Source organism: Natronospirillum sp. (assembly GCF_022565775.1).
Taxonomy (GTDB): Bacteria; Pseudomonadota; Gammaproteobacteria; order Pseudomonadales; family Natronospirillaceae; genus Natronospirillum.
In genome coordinates, this window is sequence record NZ_JAIUMC010000006.1 from 21,608 (window position 1) to 39,740 (window position 18,133).

Annotated in this window: 19 protein-coding genes; 14 read left to right on the forward strand and 5 right to left on the reverse strand. The window is 56.0% G+C overall.

The annotated features are described in order from the left end of the window. The first annotated feature begins 177 nt into the window (after nucleotides 1-177). The 4 genes from glcC (at nucleotide 178) to LAT62_RS02805 (ending at nucleotide 4,198) form a co-directional block, all read left to right on the forward strand. Nucleotides 178-957, forward strand: coding sequence for a transcriptional regulator GlcC (gene glcC / locus LAT62_RS02790; protein ID WP_293378615.1), 780 nt, complete (start codon nucleotides 178-180; stop codon nucleotides 955-957). Nucleotides 958-1,194: 237 nt separating this feature from the next. Further along, the gene (locus LAT62_RS02795; RefSeq protein ID WP_293378618.1) at nucleotides 1,195-2,805 is read left to right on the forward strand and encodes a diguanylate cyclase; all 1,611 of its coding nucleotides are present in this window, start codon (nucleotides 1,195-1,197) and stop codon (nucleotides 2,803-2,805) included. A 191-nt stretch (nucleotides 2,806-2,996) separates the two neighbouring features. Beyond that, entirely contained in the window at nucleotides 2,997-3,374 is a 378-nt protein-coding gene (locus tag LAT62_RS02800) for a DUF4398 domain-containing protein (protein ID WP_293378621.1), read from the forward strand. Beyond that, a complete protein-coding gene (locus tag LAT62_RS02805) occupies nucleotides 3,374-4,198 on the forward strand; it encodes an OmpA family protein (protein ID WP_293378624.1) in 825 nt (274 codons plus the stop codon). Before LAT62_RS02800 ends, LAT62_RS02805 begins: the two co-directional genes overlap by 1 nt. Nucleotides 4,199-4,283: 85 nt before the next feature. On the opposite strand, the gene LAT62_RS02810 is transcribed toward LAT62_RS02805, so the two are convergent. Together LAT62_RS02810 and LAT62_RS02815 are read right to left on the reverse strand one after the other, a co-directional pair. Next, nucleotides 4,284-6,821 carry a chemotaxis protein CheB gene (locus LAT62_RS02810; RefSeq protein ID WP_293378627.1) on the reverse strand — a complete coding sequence of 846 codons (2,538 nt, stop codon included), beginning with the start codon at nucleotides 6,819-6,821 and terminating at the stop codon, nucleotides 4,284-4,286. After that, nucleotides 6,821-7,447, reverse strand: a complete 627-nt coding sequence (locus LAT62_RS02815) for a PAS domain-containing protein (protein ID WP_293378630.1) — start codon at nucleotides 7,445-7,447, stop codon at nucleotides 6,821-6,823. The genes LAT62_RS02810 and LAT62_RS02815 overlap by 1 nt, the downstream gene beginning before the upstream one ends. Before the next feature lie 240 nt (nucleotides 7,448-7,687). Here LAT62_RS02815 and LAT62_RS02820 point away from each other — a divergent pair, with 240 nt between their 5' ends. The 3 genes from LAT62_RS02820 to LAT62_RS02830 are packed head-to-tail and all read left to right on the forward strand — an operon-like array spanning nucleotide 7,688 to nucleotide 10,106. Next, nucleotides 7,688-8,086: a DUF4398 domain-containing protein gene (locus LAT62_RS02820; protein ID WP_293378633.1), complete on the forward strand. Its 399-nt coding sequence runs from the start codon at nucleotides 7,688-7,690 to the stop codon at nucleotides 8,084-8,086. Beyond that, nucleotides 8,083-9,057 (forward strand): OmpA family protein, encoded by a 975-nt coding sequence (locus LAT62_RS02825; protein WP_293378636.1) that lies wholly within the window; start codon nucleotides 8,083-8,085, stop codon nucleotides 9,055-9,057. The genes LAT62_RS02820 and LAT62_RS02825 overlap by 4 nt, the downstream gene beginning before the upstream one ends. Before the next feature lie 2 nt (nucleotides 9,058-9,059). Beyond that, the gene (locus tag LAT62_RS02830; protein ID WP_293378639.1) at nucleotides 9,060-10,106 is read left to right on the forward strand and encodes a diguanylate cyclase; all 1,047 of its coding nucleotides are present in this window, start codon (nucleotides 9,060-9,062) and stop codon (nucleotides 10,104-10,106) included. Between the two features lie 2 nt (nucleotides 10,107-10,108). On the opposite strand, the gene LAT62_RS02835 is transcribed toward LAT62_RS02830, so the two are convergent. Then, nucleotides 10,109-10,828 carry a Crp/Fnr family transcriptional regulator gene (locus LAT62_RS02835; protein ID WP_293378643.1) on the reverse strand — a complete coding sequence of 240 codons (720 nt, stop codon included), beginning with the start codon at nucleotides 10,826-10,828 and terminating at the stop codon, nucleotides 10,109-10,111. A gap of 677 nt (nucleotides 10,829-11,505) precedes the next feature. On the opposite strand from LAT62_RS02835, the gene LAT62_RS02840 reads away from it, so the two are divergent. Further along, the gene (locus LAT62_RS02840) at nucleotides 11,506-11,952 is read left to right on the forward strand and encodes a PRC-barrel domain-containing protein (protein WP_293378646.1); all 447 of its coding nucleotides are present in this window, start codon (nucleotides 11,506-11,508) and stop codon (nucleotides 11,950-11,952) included. A gap of 19 nt (nucleotides 11,953-11,971) precedes the next feature. Here LAT62_RS02840 and LAT62_RS02845 read toward each other — a convergent pair whose 3' ends face one another. Both LAT62_RS02845 and LAT62_RS02850 read right to left on the reverse strand, forming a co-directional pair. Further along, entirely contained in the window at nucleotides 11,972-12,592 is a 621-nt protein-coding gene (locus LAT62_RS02845) for a hypothetical protein (protein ID WP_293378650.1), read from the reverse strand. Between the two features lie 40 nt (nucleotides 12,593-12,632). After that, nucleotides 12,633-13,796: an AI-2E family transporter gene (locus LAT62_RS02850; protein WP_293378653.1), complete on the reverse strand. Its 1,164-nt coding sequence runs from the start codon at nucleotides 13,794-13,796 to the stop codon at nucleotides 12,633-12,635. Nucleotides 13,797-13,957: 161 nt separating this feature from the next. Between LAT62_RS02850 and LAT62_RS02855 the strand changes: the two genes are divergently transcribed. The 6 genes from LAT62_RS02855 to LAT62_RS02880 all read left to right on the forward strand — a co-directional run bounded on the left by LAT62_RS02855 (nucleotide 13,958) and on the right by LAT62_RS02880 (nucleotide 18,133). Further along, nucleotides 13,958-14,143: a hypothetical protein gene (locus LAT62_RS02855; protein ID WP_293378656.1), complete on the forward strand. Its 186-nt coding sequence runs from the start codon at nucleotides 13,958-13,960 to the stop codon at nucleotides 14,141-14,143. A 111-nt stretch (nucleotides 14,144-14,254) separates the two neighbouring features. Further along, on the forward strand, nucleotides 14,255-14,536 hold the full coding sequence (locus LAT62_RS02860) for a GlsB/YeaQ/YmgE family stress response membrane protein (protein WP_293378659.1): 282 nt from the start codon (nucleotides 14,255-14,257) through the stop codon (nucleotides 14,534-14,536). A 297-nt stretch (nucleotides 14,537-14,833) separates the two neighbouring features. Further along, nucleotides 14,834-16,096, forward strand: coding sequence for a glycine cleavage T C-terminal barrel domain-containing protein (locus tag LAT62_RS02865; RefSeq protein ID WP_293378662.1), 1,263 nt, complete (start codon nucleotides 14,834-14,836; stop codon nucleotides 16,094-16,096). Nucleotides 16,097-16,221: 125 nt separating this feature from the next. Beyond that, nucleotides 16,222-16,740, forward strand: a complete 519-nt coding sequence (locus tag LAT62_RS02870) for an Lrp/AsnC family transcriptional regulator (protein ID WP_293378665.1) — start codon at nucleotides 16,222-16,224, stop codon at nucleotides 16,738-16,740. A gap of 117 nt (nucleotides 16,741-16,857) precedes the next feature. Continuing rightward, nucleotides 16,858-17,307, forward strand: a complete 450-nt coding sequence (locus LAT62_RS02875) for an OsmC family protein (protein ID WP_293378668.1) — start codon at nucleotides 16,858-16,860, stop codon at nucleotides 17,305-17,307. A gap of 25 nt (nucleotides 17,308-17,332) precedes the next feature. Further along, nucleotides 17,333-18,133 (forward strand): enoyl-CoA hydratase, encoded by an 801-nt coding sequence (locus LAT62_RS02880; protein WP_293378671.1) that lies wholly within the window; start codon nucleotides 17,333-17,335, stop codon nucleotides 18,131-18,133.

Consider the following 18,133-nt stretch of genomic DNA (forward strand, 5'->3'; position numbering starts at 1 on the left):
TAGTCATATCGGACAGCGCATCCTCGAAGAATGAGATTGCAAGGCACCCATGTCCACTGTAAATTTTAGTGGTAGTACCAGTTATTTTTCAAAAAATGAGTGCTCAATTTTATATTTTATCAATTAAATCATAGTGATATTGAATTCCTACTAAAGATACAATGAGGATAATTTGAAGTGGTAGTACCAGTTCAAAAGGACAGAAAACACACCACGTCCCTGTCCAGCTCGCTGGCCCGGCGAATAGAGCAATTGATTCTGGACGGCACGCTCAAGTCCGGCAAACCCATGCCTTCCGAGCGCCAGTTGTCCGAGCGCCTGGGCGTCTCGCGCAACATTCTGCGCGAAGCATTGAAAGAGCTGCGCGGGCGCGGTGTGATCGACACCCAGCATGGGCGCGGGTCCATCGTCAAAGGGCTGGTGCCCAATCTGGAACAGGGCAGCGCCCTGACCCATCTGTTCAGAGAGCACCCCAGAACCCTGTATGATCTGCTGGAAGTACGAGAACTGCTGGAGGGACGAGCGGCCTATCTGGCGGCCGACCGGGGCACTGAAGAAGATTTTCATCGCATTACCCATGCCTTTGAAGCCATGGAACAGGCCGGGCAGGAATCGACCGACCCGCTGAAAGCCGCAAAGCTGGATCATGCCTTTCACCAGACCATATCCGAGGCCTCGCACAACCCGGTGCTGGTGCATACGCTGCAGAGCCTGATGGAGCTGATGCTGAACTCGGTGCTGGCTTCGGTGAACAACCTCTACCACCGAGAGGCTTCCAAGAAAAAGATCGACCGGCATCACCGTCAGATCTACAATGCGGTCATGAGTCGACAGGCCGATTGGGCCCAGAAAGCTGCCACAGCGCATATTCGCAATGTACGCGAGCGGCTGCTGGAGATCGAACAGGAAGAGCAACGCCTTGACCGCTCTTCCGACTGGGAGAGGCTGCTGCAGTAGCCCGCAGACATTTCACATCCAGGACCAAAATCGCTTTAAAGAAAGCCAGAACAGCTGAATCCGGCGCGTCGGATAATGGCACACCGAACAGCGTAAGCCTGCTATAATGACGTCAAGGGTATGATATCGGGACAATCTCGGTGAAAGCAGCTATCGGAGTTCGCTGCATGTTCTGCCTTCTGGCAAGGGGTGACTATGAAGTCCATATCATCCAAGATGACTGTCGCAATTCTTGTCATGGGTCTGACTTTGACTCTGGCTGTATACGTTCTGCAAAGCAGACTGGTCGCCACCGAGTTCAACAGGCTGGAAGAAACGCAGGCTGTAGCCAATACCAATCGAGTGCTGCAGCGTTTTGACATCCTGCTGGAGACCATAGATTTCACGGTATACGACTGGTCTGCATGGAGTGATACCTACCAGTTCGCTGAAGACAGAAACCAAGGGTATATCGACTCCAACCTCTACCCTGCCACCTTCGAAAACTATGGTACGGATGTAGTGGCATTTGTTGATCTGGACCTTAATGTACTTTGGGCAAGGGTTTTCGACTTTTCACCCGGTGCGCCGCAGATGGACCTTACTGACGCCCACCTGGATGACCTTCTCCAACATATTGCTGACTTTGTCCCCCGTATCAGTCCGGATGTGCCCATGGATGAACGCTACCACAGCGGCCTGTTTCAGCTGAACGAAATGCCAGTCATGTTTTCCATGCGCCCCATTGTTCAAAGCAGCAGCATCGGCGTAGCCAACGGCTATCTACTGCTCGGTACCACGATCAATCCCACTCTGGTTGAAGCTTTCAGCTGGCAGGTTTCTGTTGACTTTGAAATTGGTCCGCTTGTTTCTCATGCGGCGCTGACAGAGAATGCCGGCTTTCTGATCGAGCGTCCCAACCGTGAACTGCTGGTGGCCAGCGAACCCTACCTGTCAGGGCACGAAGGGGGATTTATAGTCACCACCTATCTGCCTCGGGACATTACGCTCTCTGGTGCTCAGACACTGCAGCAGGTCATCACCGCATTTGTTCTGGTATGCCTGCTCGCAGCGCTGGTCACATGGTGGGTGCTGCGCCGGCATCTGGTCACGCCGTTGCAGAGTCTGACATCAGAGATTCAGCAGATCACCAGTACCGGGAATTATGCGAAACAATCGACACTGCAGAGCAACGATGAGATAGGCCAGTTGGCTGGCAACTTCAATAATCTGCTGCGGACGGTGGACAAGAAACACCAGGAACTGAGCGAACTCAATACAAAGCTCAACAAGGAACATGCGCGCCTCATCAGCACCCAACAGGAACTGCAAAGAGCCAATTTCGAGCTAAAATCACTATCGGAGAAGGATGCGCTGACCGGCCTGTACAATCGCCTGGCGCTGGACCGAAAACTGGAGTGGGACTGGGCAATATTGGGGCGAGCCGGCGCCCCCCTCTCTATTCTGTTGATCGATATTGACCTGTTCAAACAATACAATGATCACTATGGCCACCAAGCCGGTGACGACTGCCTGCGCCGCGTTGCCATTGCCATGGAGTCAGTTGCCCTGCGAGACTCCGATATGGTCGCTCGTTATGGTGGTGAAGAGTTCATTGTTCTGTTGCCCAACACTGCAAAAGACGCCGCCATTAAACTTGCCAACCGACTGCTACAGGTCATCAAGGATGAAGCCATAGAGCACCAACACAGCCCGATCGAAAAAATCTTGACGGTCAGCATCGGCGTCGCCTCTGCCGTTCCCCAAAAAGACCATTCTGTGAAATCTCTGGTCGATGCCGCCGACAAGGCACTATACCGCGCCAAAGAGAACGGCCGGGGCCGTGTCGAGAACGGTTCCACCGTCTGAATCAAACAGGCTGAAAATGCCCCTGCCATCTACTGGGTCCTAGGAGCAGGCTCTGTACGCCAGCGAACCGAGAACGCCCACCCTTGTTGATAGATTGACGCACACCAAGGAGAGTCTGCACGCCGCCCTGGCTTGCAGTGCTGCGCCCCTCGCGAGGCGTCTGCAGCTCCGGATCAACAGGGAGTGACGCAATGAACCACCTCAATACCACTGTTATACGGCACCGATTGTCTCTGCTGGGCCTGCTCATGCTGATTGCTCTGTTAGCGGCCTGTGCTTCAACACCCATGGCGCCTGCTGATTCTCTCGACGCAGCAAGAAACGCCATTGCCAGTGCTGAACAGGCAGGCGCAAGCCAGCATGCCGCGCCGGAGCTTGAAGAAGCGAAGGCCCGAATGGTCATGGCCGAAGAAGCGGTTGAAGATGAAAATATGGCCAATGCCGACAGGCTTGCCCAGCAGTCTCGTATAGCTGCGGAACTGGCCATGGCAAAAACAGAGACAGCCATGGCAGAAGAGTTCAACCGTGGATTGGGCGGCACTGATATGCAACAGCAAGGAGATCAGTAATGAATACTTTTTCACTCGTTAAACACCGGGTTGGCGGCATGGCCGGACCCACCCTGGCGCTGACCACGGTACTGCTGACAGCCTGTGCCTTCTCACCTGTTGCCCCCACCGGCGCGCAGGATGTGCGCAGCAAGCTGACCGAACTGCAGAATAACCCGGACATGGCCAACAACGCGGCTGAAGAGCTTAGGGTAGCTGAAGAAGCCGTCATCGTGGCAGAGGAAGCCGTAGGCCGGGGCGATACGGAACTGGGTGAACACCGCGTCTACATGGCTGACAACCTGGTGGAGATTGCTGAGGCCAAGGCCAGAACACGGCTCGCCGAAGCTGACCGGACACGCATAGAGGAAGAGCAGGAGTCGAGCCGCCTGGCAGCCGCTCAGGAGCGGGAAAACGAAAGTGTACAGACCGACCTGTTGGCATCATCCGTCACTGACAGCGATCTGCAGCAAGAGATCGAAGCGCTGAATGCTGAAGTGACCGACCGGGGTCTGGAACTGGCGGACGTGCTGTTTGCGTTCGGCAGTTCAGAACTTTCCGAAAGTGGCAGCCAGAACCTTGATCGGCTGGTGACGTTTCTCAACGGGCACCCGGAGCTCTATGTACTGCTGGAGGGTCACACCGACAATGTGGGTGATGCCGAATTCAACCAGGGCCTGTCGCAGCGGCGCGCCGAGTCTGTTCAGCAGTATCTGACTGATCATGGCATCCGGGAAAGCATGCTTGTAGTCTCGGGATTCGGACTGGAGCGCCCCGTGGGCAACAACCGCACTGTTTCTGGCCGCGAGCAGAACCGACGGGTCGAAGTGATCATAGAGGACTAGTGTCTCGACATTCAGTTCACTGAAGAGCTACCTCAGAAGCCACCACTCCGGTGGCTTTTCTTCGCGCGGAGCCTGCAGCGCATACTCAACGCTGGCCCTTGGGCTCTTTTCGCAAACGGGATTCCAATTGTTTGGTGTCGGTGATATCGAACATGGTGATCACCACTCCATCAATCACATTGTCGAGCCGACGATAGGGCATGATACTGATTGAAAACCAGCGACCTTCGCTGGTGGCGATCTGCTTTTCGCAGATCTTCAGGGTATCCAATGTTTCCTTTGCGTCTTCTTCCAGCTCCGGGTATTCCAGAATACTGGTCAGCTCACCCAGCGGGCGGCCCACATCGCTGTCGCGCAGGCTGATGAGTTTGGCCGCACGGGCGGTGTAACGACGCACGTTGAGGTTCTGATCCAGAAACAGGATGGCAATCTCTATGCTGTTGAGCACATTCTGCATGTCGCTCTGCGCCAGCGCCAGATCGTCCAGTTTGGTCTGCAATTCGGTATTGATGGTTTGCAACTCTTCGTTCATCGACTGCATTTCTTCCTTCGATGAGGTCAGCTCTTCATTAGCGGATTGCAGTTCTTCGTTGGTAGACTGAAGCTCTTCGTTGGAGGCCTGCAACTCCTCCCGGGTCAGAGTCGCCTCTTCGGTCAACTGATCGATGGACTGTTGATAGCGCAGAATCTCCTCATCATGGTCATCGGCAGGTACAGACTTTTTGCCGCCGCGGCGGCCCTTGGCGGTCACAGCAGTATCCCGGAATACCACAATGGTCATGTCTTTCAGAGCCGCCGGATCGCTCAGCGCCTGCACGGTCACGTCGACATGCTGTATGCCATCTCCGGCCTGCACAGGCACACGGTGCAACATCACTGGCTCTTTTTGCAGGGCCGCCTGCTTCAGCGCCCCATACAGGGGGGTGCGCAACCCTTCGCGCGCCATGGCATGGATATTCCAGTTGGCTTTCCCGGCCGCAGGCTCCAGATATTTGCCGGTGCGGCCGCTGATATACACGATATCCGCCTCCTGATTCAGCACCACTGCGGCGGGCGAATACACCTGCAACAGCAGATGATCAGCAGCGGTCTGCAGGTTGTTGCTGCCCTTGGGCGAGACAGAATTGGCCGGCACAGACTGCTCCTTCGACAAGGTGGACAAGGGGGGAAACGACTTCAGCAGGAAATTCGAACCACTGATGGAATCATGCCTTAACCGGCGATACAGACGCAATCTCGGCTTCAGGGCTTCAAACAGATGGCTCAATCTGCCAACAGTCTCCGAGCTGCCCAACATCAGCAGCCCGTGGCCCCGAAGGCTGTAGTGGAACAAGGGCAACAGTCGCCGCTGCAGCATGGGGTCAAAGTATATCAGGAGGTTCCGGCAGGCGATAAGATCCAGCTTGGTGAAAGGCGGGTCAAGAATGACATCGTGCTGGGCGAAAAGCACCTTGTCCCGAATGTCTGGCTTGACCTGATAGCCGCCGGCGGTTTTGATGAAATGGCGCGCCAGGCGCTGTTTTGACACCTGCTCTTCAATGCCCTTTGGATAGCGACCGGCACGGGCGACCGTGATCGCCTCCTGGCTCAGGTCCGTGGCAAAAATCTGCAGCGTGATATTGTGCCCTGACGGCAACTGTTCCAGCGCTTCAGTGAAGGTGATGGCCAGAGAGTAAGCCTCCTCGCCGGTAGAACACCCCACCACCCAGGCCCTGAGATCAGAGCCTTGCGGGGTTGTTGCAACGAGGGCTGGCAGGGCTTCTTCATCCAGATACGTCCAGATTTCCGGGTCGCGAAAGAAGGCCGTCACGCCGATCAGTATCTCCCGAAACAGCAGCTGTACTTCCTGGCTGTTCTCTTCCAGATACTGCACATAGGCCAGCGGCTCGGCAAGCCCGTGCACCAGCATGCGGCGCTCGATTCGGCGCATCAGGGTACTGGGCTTGTACAGGGAAAAATCGTGCCGGGTCTGTTGCTGCAGTATCTCGATGATGGCTTCAATGGGCCGCCCGGGCCGTGCCGGTGGCGGCACTTTTGCCTCCGGCTGGTTCCCGGCCGACTCGACCCTGTCAAGATCAAACGCCAGCAGGCGTTCCGCCAATTCTTCGGCTGGAGCCACTATATCTGCGAAACCGGTGGCTATGGCACTGCGCGGCATGGCATCAAACTCGGCTGAGGCTGGTGCCTGTACCATCACCAGACCCCCAGTGGCACGAATCGCCTGAATACCCAGCGTGCCGTCGGAGCCCATACCGGACAGCACAACCGCAATGGCCTGCTCATTCAGCACGGCGGCCAACGAGGAAAACAGCACATTGATGGGCAGGCGCATTCCCCGGGGCTCCAGGGGTTGACTCAGCCGGATCCGCTCATCAACGACGCGCAACTCTGAATTGGATGGGATCACATAAACCCGATTGGGCAGGATGAGGCTATCCTGCGCGGCTTCCTCTACCGGCATTCTGGTATATCGTTGCAGCAGCTCCGGCAGCATCGCTCTTTGCGTGGGGTCCAGGTGCTGCACCACGATAAACGCCAGGCCGGTATCCGGGGGCATATGGCGAAAAAAATCCTCCAGTGCCACCAGGCCTCCCGCAGAGGCCCCAATGCCGACAATACGCATCAGAACGGATTGATGTTGGCGTCTGCATCTCCACTGTGGGAGATCGCCAGCATGACACTGTCATCGGTCGGACCGACTCTGGCATTGATGGACAGGGGGTATTCAGGGCGATCAGCCAACCGCACCAGACAAGTGGCCCCAGAGCTCATGGTTTCCACCCGGTGCAACATGGATGCCAGCGCTTTGCGACTCAGCGGAGCCAGGTACTGGGCCAGAGTTTGCCCCTCGGCGTGGTCCAGAGGTATACCCAACAAGGTAGCGGCGGCAAGGTTGCTGTCCATCAACTGGCCGCCCCGATCGACTACCACGCAAGCCGTTGGCGCATTTCTGAACAGAGCCCGATAGTAGACCAGTTCTGCCGTTGCCTCTCTTTCGCTGGCCAGAATCTGCTCTACCAACAGATCCAGCTCTACCTGATGCGTCTGCAATTCATGCAGCAGTTTCAGCGCATCCGCAGCGAACTCAGGGTTGCTGGCGCGGCGATAGAGCAGCTCCAGTGCCTCGACACCCAGATGACCACCGCCAATATCAGAGGCCACTGCAGCACCCTCGCGAATCAGCTTCTCAGCTTTTTCCCGGAGCTGATCCCGGCTCTCGGCGCGAGCGCGTTCCTTTTGCGTTGTCATAGTGGCTACCTTGATACCAAGCGTTGCGGATAAGCCCATACTACGCTGCGCAACCCGCATTAGACAGAGCCTTTCGCCAAACCACTGTACTTTTGACCACTATGTGCGGTGGCGAACAGAATACCTTGCTCCCGGCTGTTAATTTGCGTCATACAAGGAGAGTCTGCGTGCCGCTCAGGTGCGCAAGTGCAGAGCCCCTATGGGCCTCTGTCAGCTCCGCATTCAAGGGAGCAAGTTGCAATGAATCATTATCTGGCCGCTGTTGTGCACAGACCCTTTTCTCTGTTTTGCAGTCTGGCACTGGTTGCCCTGCTGGCCGCCTGTGCGTCAACACCCTCCGCTCCTACCGAGTCTCTGACTGCCGCCCGCGATGCAATCGCCAGTGCCGAGCAGGCCGGCGCCCGTCAGCATGCTGGGGCCGAACTTGAAGAAGCCCAGCAGCAACTCGCCCGAGCTGAAGAGGCCGTGATCGCAGAAGCCATGGTCGAAGCGGACTGGCTGGCGCAGCAAGCCCGGATAACCGCCGAACTGGCCATGGCCAGAACCGAGTCTGCCCGAGCCACCGAAGTCAATCGAGACATGCGGCGCGCAGCAGAAGCCCTTGAAACCGAAATGCAACGGCAGGGAGACCAGCAATGAACAGGATATCAATCAGGAAAGTCGGATCCGGCGGCAAGGCCGGACTCACTATGGCTCTGGCCAGTTTACTGTTGACTGCCTGCGCCATGGGGCCGGTCAGCCCGGATGGCTCTGCACAAGCTCGGGACAGACTGAACGAACTGCAATCAGATGCTCAGATAGCCGACAGTGCCCGCACTGAACTGCGCGAAGCGGAAGAGGCCGTGCGGCTTGCCGAGCAGCCCCTGAACAGTGGTGATCGGGCCCTCGGCGAACATCGGGTCTATATGGCCAACCAGAAAGTGGAGATCGCCCGGGCGAAGGCCATTTCAAGGCTGGCTGAATCAGAGCGGCAGCAGATGGTCGAAGAGCGCGATGCCGCCCGCCTGGCGGCCCGCACACGGGAAGCAGATCGAGCCCGCGCCCAGATGGAGGCCCGAGCTCTGGAAGCGGATGAGGATCGCGCTGAAATGCAGGCCCGTGCAGAGGAGTCGGAAAGTGAGCGCGCTGAAATGCAGGCTCGTGCCGATGAATCAGACAGAACCCGTGAAGACATGGACGCTGCACTCGGAACCTCGGCACTGGCGGCAGCTGACCTGCAGAGCCGGATTGATGAACTCGAAGCTCGCCCTGCACCTCGTGGTCTGGTACTGACACTGGGAGATGTGCTTTTTGAGACCGGCAGCTCGTCTCTTGAAGGTGGTTCCGGTCACACGCTGGATAACCTGGTGGCATTCCTTCACGAGTATCCGGACCGATACGTGGTCATTGAAGGGCACACGGACAATGTGGGCAGCGCGGCGTTCAATCAGACTCTGTCAGTGCAGCGCGCAGAGTCTGTGCGCGAATACCTGACAGACCACGGTATTCCGCGCAGCCGAATTGCAGTAGCCGGTTTTGGCCTGGACCGACCTGTGGCCAGCAATGACAGTGCTACCGGGCGACAGCAAAACCGTCGTGTCGAAGTCATCATTGAAAACCAGGATCAATAACCATGCTGAACTTCTGGAAGCACCTTCACTCTGTGGAGCCTGACTCCGGGAAAGTATTGAAGGGCGGCGTCTTTCCGGCCCGCCATTTTCTGGTGCAGGATCTGAAAGCCAAGGTTAAAGCCCCAACCAGAAGGGACAAGGCCACCGAGCAGAAAGACTGGGCGCATGTGCTGCTCGACTTTATTGGTGATTCGGTGCTGAGTACCGACATTGATGCCAAGATCACTTACATGAACGCGGCCGCCGAGAAGCTGATTGGCTTCAGTCGGCAAGAAGCCATTGGTCGGCCCGTGCAAGAGATCTTTCGGGTGATAGACGTTACAACCCGCGAGCCCAGAGCCAATCTTGCCCGGCAGGTTATGGACACCGGTTTTGCCGTTGGGCTGCACAACAGTGCCCTGCTGATCACTCGCGATGGCCGTGAAGTGGCCATTGAAGACGCTGCGGAGCCACTGCGCAACGGGATTGGTGTCATTGTTGGTGCTCTGGTGAAGTTTCATGACTCGCGCTATTCCGCCGAAACAACAGCCCGCATGGCCTACCTGGCCCAGCACGACGCCCTGACCGGGTTACTCAACCGGCACTCCTTTGCCGAGCGCTTTGAACAGGCTTCGGCACTGGCTGAACGGCACCAGAAGAAAATGGTGATGTTGTTTGTCGATCTGGACAACTTCAAGGAGGTCAACGACACCCTGGGGCACAGCAGCGGAGATGCCATACTCAAGTCTCTGGGGCGCAAACTGGTGCAATGTGTGCGCACAACAGATCTTGTCTGTCGATATGGTGGCGACGAGTTCCTGATTCTTTTGAGCGATCTTACAGATCACGAGCAGGCTTTTGCCGTGGTGGACAAAGTCCGTTATGCGGCCGCCGAACTGCGCGACTACAGTGGCCATGAGATTTCGCTTGAACTCAGCATCGGCGTCAGCATATTCCCGGATCATGGCACCACTTTGGATAAGCTCCTGCCCCATGCCGACGCCGACATGTATACCGTCAAAGCCTGTCACAGAAGAAGCCGCCTGCAACCACCGACAGGCAACGAGTAGAGTCAGAGAGTCAGCGGACGAACTTCCAGACGATCGGTTTCCTTTTTGACCACGGCGTAGCACTCGCAGCAGCGGGCCTCAAGCTTCTTGCGGTCCACCACCGTGATATGCCCGCGCCGGTACTCGATAATTCCCAGTCGCTGCAGTTTGCCCGCAGCTTCCGTGACACCTTCACGACGCACCCCCAGCATGTTGGCGATCAGTTCCTGCGTCATATCCAGGCGATTGGTATCCAGGCGATCCAGTGACAGCAGCAGCCAGCGGCACAACTGCTGCTCAATGGCATGGTGCCGGTTGCATACCGCAGTCTGTGACATCTGTGTAATCAAGGCCTGGGTGAAGCGCAGGGTAAGAATGCGTATTTCGGATTGGGCGTTGAATTCCTGCTTCAGGTCCGTGGCCAACATTCTGTAGGCGGTGCCCTTGCTCTGCACCACCAGTCGATTGGGCGTACTGTCGCTGCCCATCACCACGGACACCCCGACCAAGCCTTCACGACCGACCACCGAGATTTCAGCGGAGGAGCCGCTTATGGTTTCGTACAACAGTGAAACAATACAGTCGATCGGAAAGTAGATGTAGTCAATCGATTGGCCGGACTCATAAATCACTTCACCCAGCGCCATCTCAACGTGGGTCAGTTTCGGTAATATGCGGCGTCGGGCGTCTTCCGATAGGACCGCTAAAATGCGGTTTCTTAGTGGGTCGTGTGCATCTTTCATTCTGGTCCTTGGGCAAATCCTGTAGAGCAAGAAAACCTGCCCGAATGGACTGCTGGCTAGTGCTTACTTCGCACATCACCACCATTGCTGAAAGACTCAAAATGCAACAAATTGGCAGGTACTGCTCCTCACAACCATGTGAGAAGGACTCCCCTTGCTCCCTCGGCGTTTTGGGCCGACATCGAGAGCTTAACCCACCCTCAAACCGAAGCAGGGGGAGGACGTTCAGTGTACCACCTATCAAGCCGGAACGTTCGAATTTATTGTTAAATGTAAATGCTTTCACTAACACGGTTAAACAGGGACAGTGGGCGGCTCTACCAGACACCAGACAGGGCTACCGATAATCAGCGACGAGGCGCCCGGATTTCACGGTTTCTGCTTCGTGCATGGTTTCCCGCCAAGGTTCCTGCAACGCCGCTTCATACCAGTCCCGCATGGCGGGCAAAGCCCAGAATATGGTTGACCCAGGCTTGTGAAATCTTGCTCAGGGGCCGCCATTCTCAGCGCTGTTTTTCTACTCGAAAGTGCGGCAGCGAACAGAGCACCCAGTTCCTTTCTGCAAGACTTCCCACAGCTCAGTCACCTTGCCATGGATATCCGCAGATAAAACCAGAGGGGCAGGGATGACTGAGCCCTTTGGAAGACCAATAGTACATCAAGATGGAGACTCACTCATGGGCCCGAACGCTGAAGACGATGTAAGGAATAACGACCTGCTTTCCGGTGATGAACCCGACAAATGGAGTCATGACCTTCGCGCCAAAGATGGTATTGATCGCATCAGTGAAGAGGAAAACGCTCTTTTCGATCTTACACCGAATGAACTGAAGAACACGGAAGTCGTGGGCTCGGATGGCAAGACCATCGGCAAGATCAAGAACGTAGTCGGTAGCAAGACCAGTGATGATGTCTATGCCGTTGTGTCGCAGGGTGGCCTGATGGGCATTGGCGCTCACGAATTTCTTATTCCGCTGGATGAATTGACGCAAGTGAACAACGACCAGGTGCGCGCTGATTTCAACGAGGCTATCGCAAAGGATCGTCCGGAATATGAATCCGACAATTTCTCGGAAATGGACCCTGCTCAACCCGTCTTCGAATACTCCTATTTGACTCGCTAACCATGAAAAGGACAGCTGGCTACTGATGCACGGGCACCAGGTGCCGGCTGCCCGAGACAATAAAGACAATGGCCAGCAGTACGCCGAACAACAGCGCCGAAAATATCCAGAATGCAAGCAAAGCCGAAGAAGGAGCCGTCGTCTCGACTGGTTCAGGTGTTGCCTGTTCAGTGACAGTAACAGGGACGCTCTGTCTCGCCTGAGTCACTATCGTGGCCAAACGTTCCTGTGCCTTCTGCTCGGTAAGCCCGGTCTGGCTGGCTACGAGCCGAACGGCATGACGGTAGTCTTCTGCGCTCAGTCGGTCATCAATCAGATCGCGCATCAAAAAAGCCCACAATTCGACATGACCATCACCCTCGGCAAGCGGATTGATATCGACACCGGGAGCGCTGCGCAACAATGAATCAATAGGATCCTTGGCGCCTTGAACGCCGCTGTCGGCTGCCAACTCTGTCAGTGTTTCTGTCGAGCTGGAGGCGCCATCGAGCGCATCGTCCGAGAAGGGTGACGCCGCCTGAAGATCCATGCCATGGCCAGGAGTCAGCAGTACAAAACAGAGCACAGCAGCGAAAGGAGCACAAACCAGCATGGATCCTGAAGATCCACTGGCCAGGCCGTCAGCCGATACGATTAGCATAAAGAATCCCTCCCATGCATGAGAATGGCTCTCTCACACATTATTTTTTTCCCTGTGTCTCTTCTGTGCGGTAGCCCACATTGATCTCCGGAGAACTGCTGGCAGGCTCCATGGTGCGACTCAGCCCTGGCTTGGCTTGTTTCCATACTGCGATAAAGAAAGCGGTCAGAGGCACCGCGAGTATCATGCCGATAATACCGCCCAGCGCTATGCCCCAGAAAATGACCGAGATCACGATAAGCGCAGGATGGAGCCCCGACCGGTTGGCCATGATCTTCGGCGTCAGCAGCCAACTCTCCACCAGTTGAACAACCAGGAACACAGACAGACTCAGGCCCAGCAATAGCAGGCCACCATCGGGTTGAAAGTAAGCCCACGGCAAAACGACAAGCAGACCAATGAGTGTGCCGAGAAAGGGAACGATATTGAGCAAACCCAGAACCAGGCCAACGAGAATGCCGCCTTTGAGGCCGATCATTGTAAACCCGACGGACAACATGATCGCCATGATCAAAGCGATCACGAGCTGACCCTGAAAAAAGCCGGTCACCTGGCTGACAAAGACATCAATAAAGTACATCACCCGCTTCTGCACCGCCTTACTGGCCACCGAGAGTGCTTCCTCGGTCTTTTCGCGCAGCCGACCTCCCGACAACAACATGAAAAACAGCAGCAGCGGCACGAAACTCAGGGTCACCAGCAGCCCCGCATAGGACATCACCGCCTCTCTGGTGTTTTCGGCGGAAGGCAGCATATCCGCCAGCGTGCCATCCTCGACGCGAGCCTTGAGCATTTCCGTCAGGCCGGGAAAACGCCGGGACAAATAGCCGTCCCATCCTTCTATCACGCCGGGCGCCGCCTCAATAAAGTTCGCGGTCTGGCCATATAGAGTCGGCACCAATAGGAGCCCGGCTCCGGCAATCAGCCCCATGAAGATCGTTACAACAATAACGGTGGCGATCATCCTGGGCCACCCGCTCCACTTCCCGAGGACGTCTACCAGCGGATAGAGAATGAGCGCGAGAATGCCCGCCACGGCCAAGGGCACAATCAAATTGAAGAAGTACGACAGGGTCAGTGCCAGAATCCACACTACCAAGCCAATGAGCGCCGCGAAGGCAACCATGACGAACATGATCACCGTAACCCGAAACAGGCGGCGCTCTACCGTTCCGAACAGCCGGTCTTCAGGGTTTACGCTCATACGTCATGCCACAGTAGGTTCACAGGTCAACCCACAATAATGAGGGCAACTGCGCCAGTCCGTGCGACGAGACACACAGGGCCTATGCGGCGGAGCGCACAGACGGGCGTGCAAAGTGATTTCATCATCAGCTTTCATTCCCTGAAGAGCCTGCGAAAAATATGAAAACGACGACAACTATTCTGAACATGAAGTCCCTGCGCGCAATTGCCCTGGCGGCCCTGCTTGCCCTTGGAGCCGGTGGCCTGGTTGCGGGTTGTGACAGTGGCCCGGCCGAAGACGCTGGTGAGTCCATTGACGATGCCGTAGATGATACCGGCGACGCCATTGAGGATACCTTTGACTAGCTGGGTAATTGTTGCACCTCTGTACGATGACGTACCGATGGAACTCAACGACTGGTTTAAGGTGACAACGAGCAATTCGCTTCTTAACGCACGACAAGGAGAACATGGATCATGGATATTCTTATCTGGCTCGTAATGGGCGGTATCATCGGCTGGCTGGCCAGCCTGATCATGAAGACCTCTGGCCAACAGGGCATCATCATGAATGTAGTGGTCGGGATACTGGGCGCAGTAATTGGCGGTTGGATTTTCGGCCCCATGCTGGGCTCAGGTCAACTTGGCCAGGGTTTCAGCATCACGAGTCTATTTGTCGCTCTGATGGGCGCGATTATTCTGCTGGCCATTGTAAGCTTGTTCACCCGCGGCAGAACCCGCAATATCAACAAGCTCTAGGATAGCCCCGCGCGGCTTTCCGGGCTGATCTTCTGGTTTTATCTCAGAAGATCAGCCTGAGGGCAATGCCATGAAAAAGCGTGGAAAACAGTCAGCAAACCGGTCAATTGGCGTACAAGTCCACACAGACTAAAAGGGGCTCACAAAATAGTCTTTTTATTCATTTTGCCGGCACTCTTTAGGCCGCACGCATATCTCGTTTCTCATACTATCAAGTTCATCACACCTATTTGAGTGCGCGTGTGATGCGAAGCATAGTGCGCGTTAGTCGCGCCGGTACAATAAGAGGACGAGACAATGATCCAGCAGCAGCAACAGAATGAATTTGGTTTTGGTACGCAAATTCGCAAATCACCTTATTTTGACGCGACCCTGCGTTGGGGCGCGAACGCGTTTTCGGTCTATAACCACATGTATATTCCGCGCGATTTCGGGGACCCGGTGCAGAATTTCTGGAATCTGGTCAACGACGCCATTCTTTGTGATGTCGCAGTAGAGCGTCAGGTCGAGATCACCGGACCCGATGCAGCGACATTTACCCAGATGCTGACACCCCGCGACTTGTCAAAGTGCGCTGTTGGTCAATGCAAATATGTACTGATCACCAACGCCGATGGCGGGATATTGAATGACCCCATCCTGCTGCGTCTGGCGGAAAACCACTTCTGGATATCCGTGGCTGACAGCGACATCTTGCTGTGGGCTCAGGGCGTCGCCATCAACTCGGGCCTGGATGTGCATATCTGCGAGCCGGATGTTTCGCCACTGCAGCTGCAGGGCCCGAGATCTGCAGAGATCATGCAAGCACTGCTCGGTGACAGCATTGCCGATCTGCGCTACTACTGGCTGCGTGAGTATGACCTGGACGGCATTCCGCTGATTGTGTCGCGCACCGGCTGGTCCAGTGAAGTCGGCTACGAGCTGTATCTGCGCGATGGCTCCAGGGGTGACGAGCTGTGGGAAAAGATCATGGCGGCCGGTGCACCGTTTGGCCTGAAGCCCGGTCACACGTCGACTATCCGTCGCATCGAAGGTGGCATGCTCTCCTACCACGCCGATATGGACCACACCACCAACCCGTTTGAACTGGGCATGGACAGACTGGTCGACCTTGAGATGGAGGCTGATTTCATCGGCAAGGCGGCGTTGATGCGCATCCGTGACGAGGGCGTGGCACGCAAGCAAGTCGGCCTGGTGATTGACGGGCCGGCCTTGTCGGGCCCCAACACCCGTTTCTGGGCCATCGGAAAGGACGGAGAGCGCGTGGGCATGGTGACGTCTGCGGTGCATTCTCCGCGACTGGAGAAGAACATTGCTCTGGCAATGGTGACGGCAGACCTTGCCGCTATTGGCACGACTGTCGACATTGAGATGCCGAGCGGTACAAGAACCGCGACCGTGGTCGACAAGCCGTTCTATACACCCAATCAGAAGAACCCCACGACGGCAGTCACGGCAACCCAGACTCAAAGTCAGGCGCAGTTGTCCGCAGAGACTCTGCCTGGCGTGCACGTTTCAGGCAGCACCTACGATCCAACTGGCAACCACAGCCTGCAGTAAATCGATAAAGTGGGCTCGCGAGAGCATTTGATGCTCTCGCTTGGCCCACTTAATGATTGAAGAACCCTACCATGGTGATTAGACTCCCAAGAGGCAACTGACTGGGCAAAGCGTACGGTATCAATATGAAAAAAGTCGTACTGGATGCTCTGGATATCCGTATTTTAAGTGCTGTTCAGCAACACGGACAAATAAGCAAAAACCGGCTTGCCGAACTGGTCAGCCTGTCGCCGACACCCTGCTGGAACCGCCTGACCAGACTCAAGAATTCCGGCCTTATCAAGGGCTATCGAGGGCTGGTCGAAGTCGACCGGATCATCGACCTTACCCGGGTTTTTCTCACCATTGCGCTGAAGTCGCACAAGAAGTCCGATTTCGAGCGCTTTGAAAAACGCATTCAAACGATAGATGAAATCGTCGAATGTCATGCGACGGGTGGCGGTTCAGATTATGTGATCAAGGTTGTCACAACCAGCCTGTCCGCTTTCCAATGCGTAATACAGGAGCTGCTTGACGAAGATATCGGAATAGACCGTTACTATATCTATGTCATTATCAAGGAAGTGAAATCGACCTCACTGACCTTGTCGCAGTTGATGAACATCAAGAACCGCAGCGACGCCCAAGAGACGACCTCCGAATAGCACCCCCTGTCATTATGGATTAGCTTTATTTTACCGAAAGCTTAGAAATCGTCGTTTTACCGCCACATGGCGCCCTGTTAAATTAATTATAAATAAACTGATATCAGGGGTTTAGCAATGTCTATCCATGAAGCAGCCATCAGTTGGCAACGACAGCCCCACGCGTCGGATCCAACCACCTACTCGCGCAATCATCTGGTGACGCTGAACGGCGACCAGCAGCTCAAGGTGTCAGCCTCTGCAGAGTTCAAAGGCGACAGCCGGTGTGCAGATCCGGAACAAATGCTGCTCAGCGCGGTATCCAGCTGCCATATGCTGTTCTTCCTGGCGATTGCCGAGTATCAGGGCTACCTCATCGAGTCCTACGAAGACAGCCCACAGGCCTGGCTGGAAAAAACCGGCAAGGGCGGCATGGAAATCACGCGAGTGGTGCTTTCCCCCAAAGTGGTCATCGGCGGCGACAAGCAGCCGGACCCGGCAGCACTGGCGCGCATACACGAGAGCGCCCACAAGAACTGCTTCATCCGAAACTCGATCACGGCCAGTGTCGAAATCAATCACTCATAGCGCTGACCTGTCGCGGAGACAAGCCATGTCGACCCATCCTGACACCACGAACCTGCTGCAGAGAACCGACCGGAACGGCGCGGTTTATCTGACCATGAACGATCCGGACAAGATGAATGCGCTGTCGGAAGACATGCTGACGGTATTGCAAGCCCAGCTTGATCTTATCGCGGAAGATCCCAGCGTGCGCTGCGTGGTACTCAGCGGCAAAGGCAAGGCGTTCTGTGCCGGCCATGACCTGAAGCAGATGCGCGCCCATCCCGATCAGGCCTATTACCAGACCCTGTTTCGACGCTGCAGCACCATGATGCAGAGCATAGTGTCACTGCCGGTTCCGGTGATCGCCCGGGTGCACGGCATTGCCGTCGCCGCCGGCTGCCAGCTGGTGTCCAGCTGTGACCTGGCCATCGCCGGACGCTCCGCTCGCTTTGGTGTATCCGGTATCAATGTGGGCCTCTTCTGCTCGACTCCTGCGGTGGCGCTGTCCAGAAACGTGTCGGCCAAGCGCGCCTTCGACATGCTGGTCACAGGCGATCTGATAGACGCCGAAACCGCCGAGGACTGGGGACTGATCAGCAGCGCTGTTGACGACGCTGAACTGGACGACGCTGTGGTGCAGAAAGTCGACAAGATCCTGAGCAAGAGCCCGTCTGCCATTCGTTTCGGCAAGTCCATGTTCCACGCCCAGCGGCAGATGTCGCTGTCCGAGGCCTATGAGCTGGCCGGCAATGTAATGGCGGACAACATGATGACGGACGACGTGTCCGAAGGCATTGATGCGTTCCTCGAAAAGCGCAAACCCACCTGGAAGCAGCTGCCGGAGTGA

Coding starts and splice junctions, on each gene's coding strand:
- LAT62_RS02855 (WP_293378656.1), top strand. CDS start 13,958: ATGAAAACGACGACAACTATTCTGAACATGAAGTCCCTGCGCGCAATT.
- LAT62_RS02860 (WP_293378659.1), top strand. CDS start 14,255: ATGGATATTCTTATCTGGCTCGTAATGGGCGGTATCATCGGCTGGCTG.
- LAT62_RS02840 (WP_293378646.1), top strand. CDS start 11,506: ATGGGCCCGAACGCTGAAGACGATGTAAGGAATAACGACCTGCTTTCC.
- LAT62_RS02800 (WP_293378621.1), top strand. CDS start 2,997: ATGAACCACCTCAATACCACTGTTATACGGCACCGATTGTCTCTGCTG.
- LAT62_RS02850 (WP_293378653.1), bottom strand. CDS start 13,796: ATGAGCGTAAACCCTGAAGACCGGCTGTTCGGAACGGTAGAGCGCCGC.
- LAT62_RS02830 (WP_293378639.1), top strand. CDS start 9,060: ATGCTGAACTTCTGGAAGCACCTTCACTCTGTGGAGCCTGACTCCGGG.
- LAT62_RS02865 (WP_293378662.1), top strand. CDS start 14,834: ATGATCCAGCAGCAGCAACAGAATGAATTTGGTTTTGGTACGCAAATT.
- LAT62_RS02820 (WP_293378633.1), top strand. CDS start 7,688: ATGAATCATTATCTGGCCGCTGTTGTGCACAGACCCTTTTCTCTGTTT.
- LAT62_RS02825 (WP_293378636.1), top strand. CDS start 8,083: ATGAACAGGATATCAATCAGGAAAGTCGGATCCGGCGGCAAGGCCGGA.
- LAT62_RS02875 (WP_293378668.1), top strand. CDS start 16,858: ATGTCTATCCATGAAGCAGCCATCAGTTGGCAACGACAGCCCCACGCG.
- LAT62_RS02795 (WP_293378618.1), top strand. CDS start 1,195: ATGGGTCTGACTTTGACTCTGGCTGTATACGTTCTGCAAAGCAGACTG.
- LAT62_RS02815 (WP_293378630.1), bottom strand. CDS start 7,447: ATGACAACGCAAAAGGAACGCGCTCGCGCCGAGAGCCGGGATCAGCTC.
- LAT62_RS02810 (WP_293378627.1), bottom strand. CDS start 6,821: ATGCGTATTGTCGGCATTGGGGCCTCTGCGGGAGGCCTGGTGGCACTG.
- LAT62_RS02880 (WP_293378671.1), top strand. CDS start 17,333: ATGTCGACCCATCCTGACACCACGAACCTGCTGCAGAGAACCGACCGG.
- LAT62_RS02845 (WP_293378650.1), bottom strand. CDS start 12,592: ATGCTAATCGTATCGGCTGACGGCCTGGCCAGTGGATCTTCAGGATCC.
- LAT62_RS02870 (WP_293378665.1), top strand. CDS start 16,222: ATGAAAAAAGTCGTACTGGATGCTCTGGATATCCGTATTTTAAGTGCT.
- LAT62_RS02805 (WP_293378624.1), top strand. CDS start 3,374: ATGAATACTTTTTCACTCGTTAAACACCGGGTTGGCGGCATGGCCGGA.
- LAT62_RS02835 (WP_293378643.1), bottom strand. CDS start 10,828: ATGAAAGATGCACACGACCCACTAAGAAACCGCATTTTAGCGGTCCTA.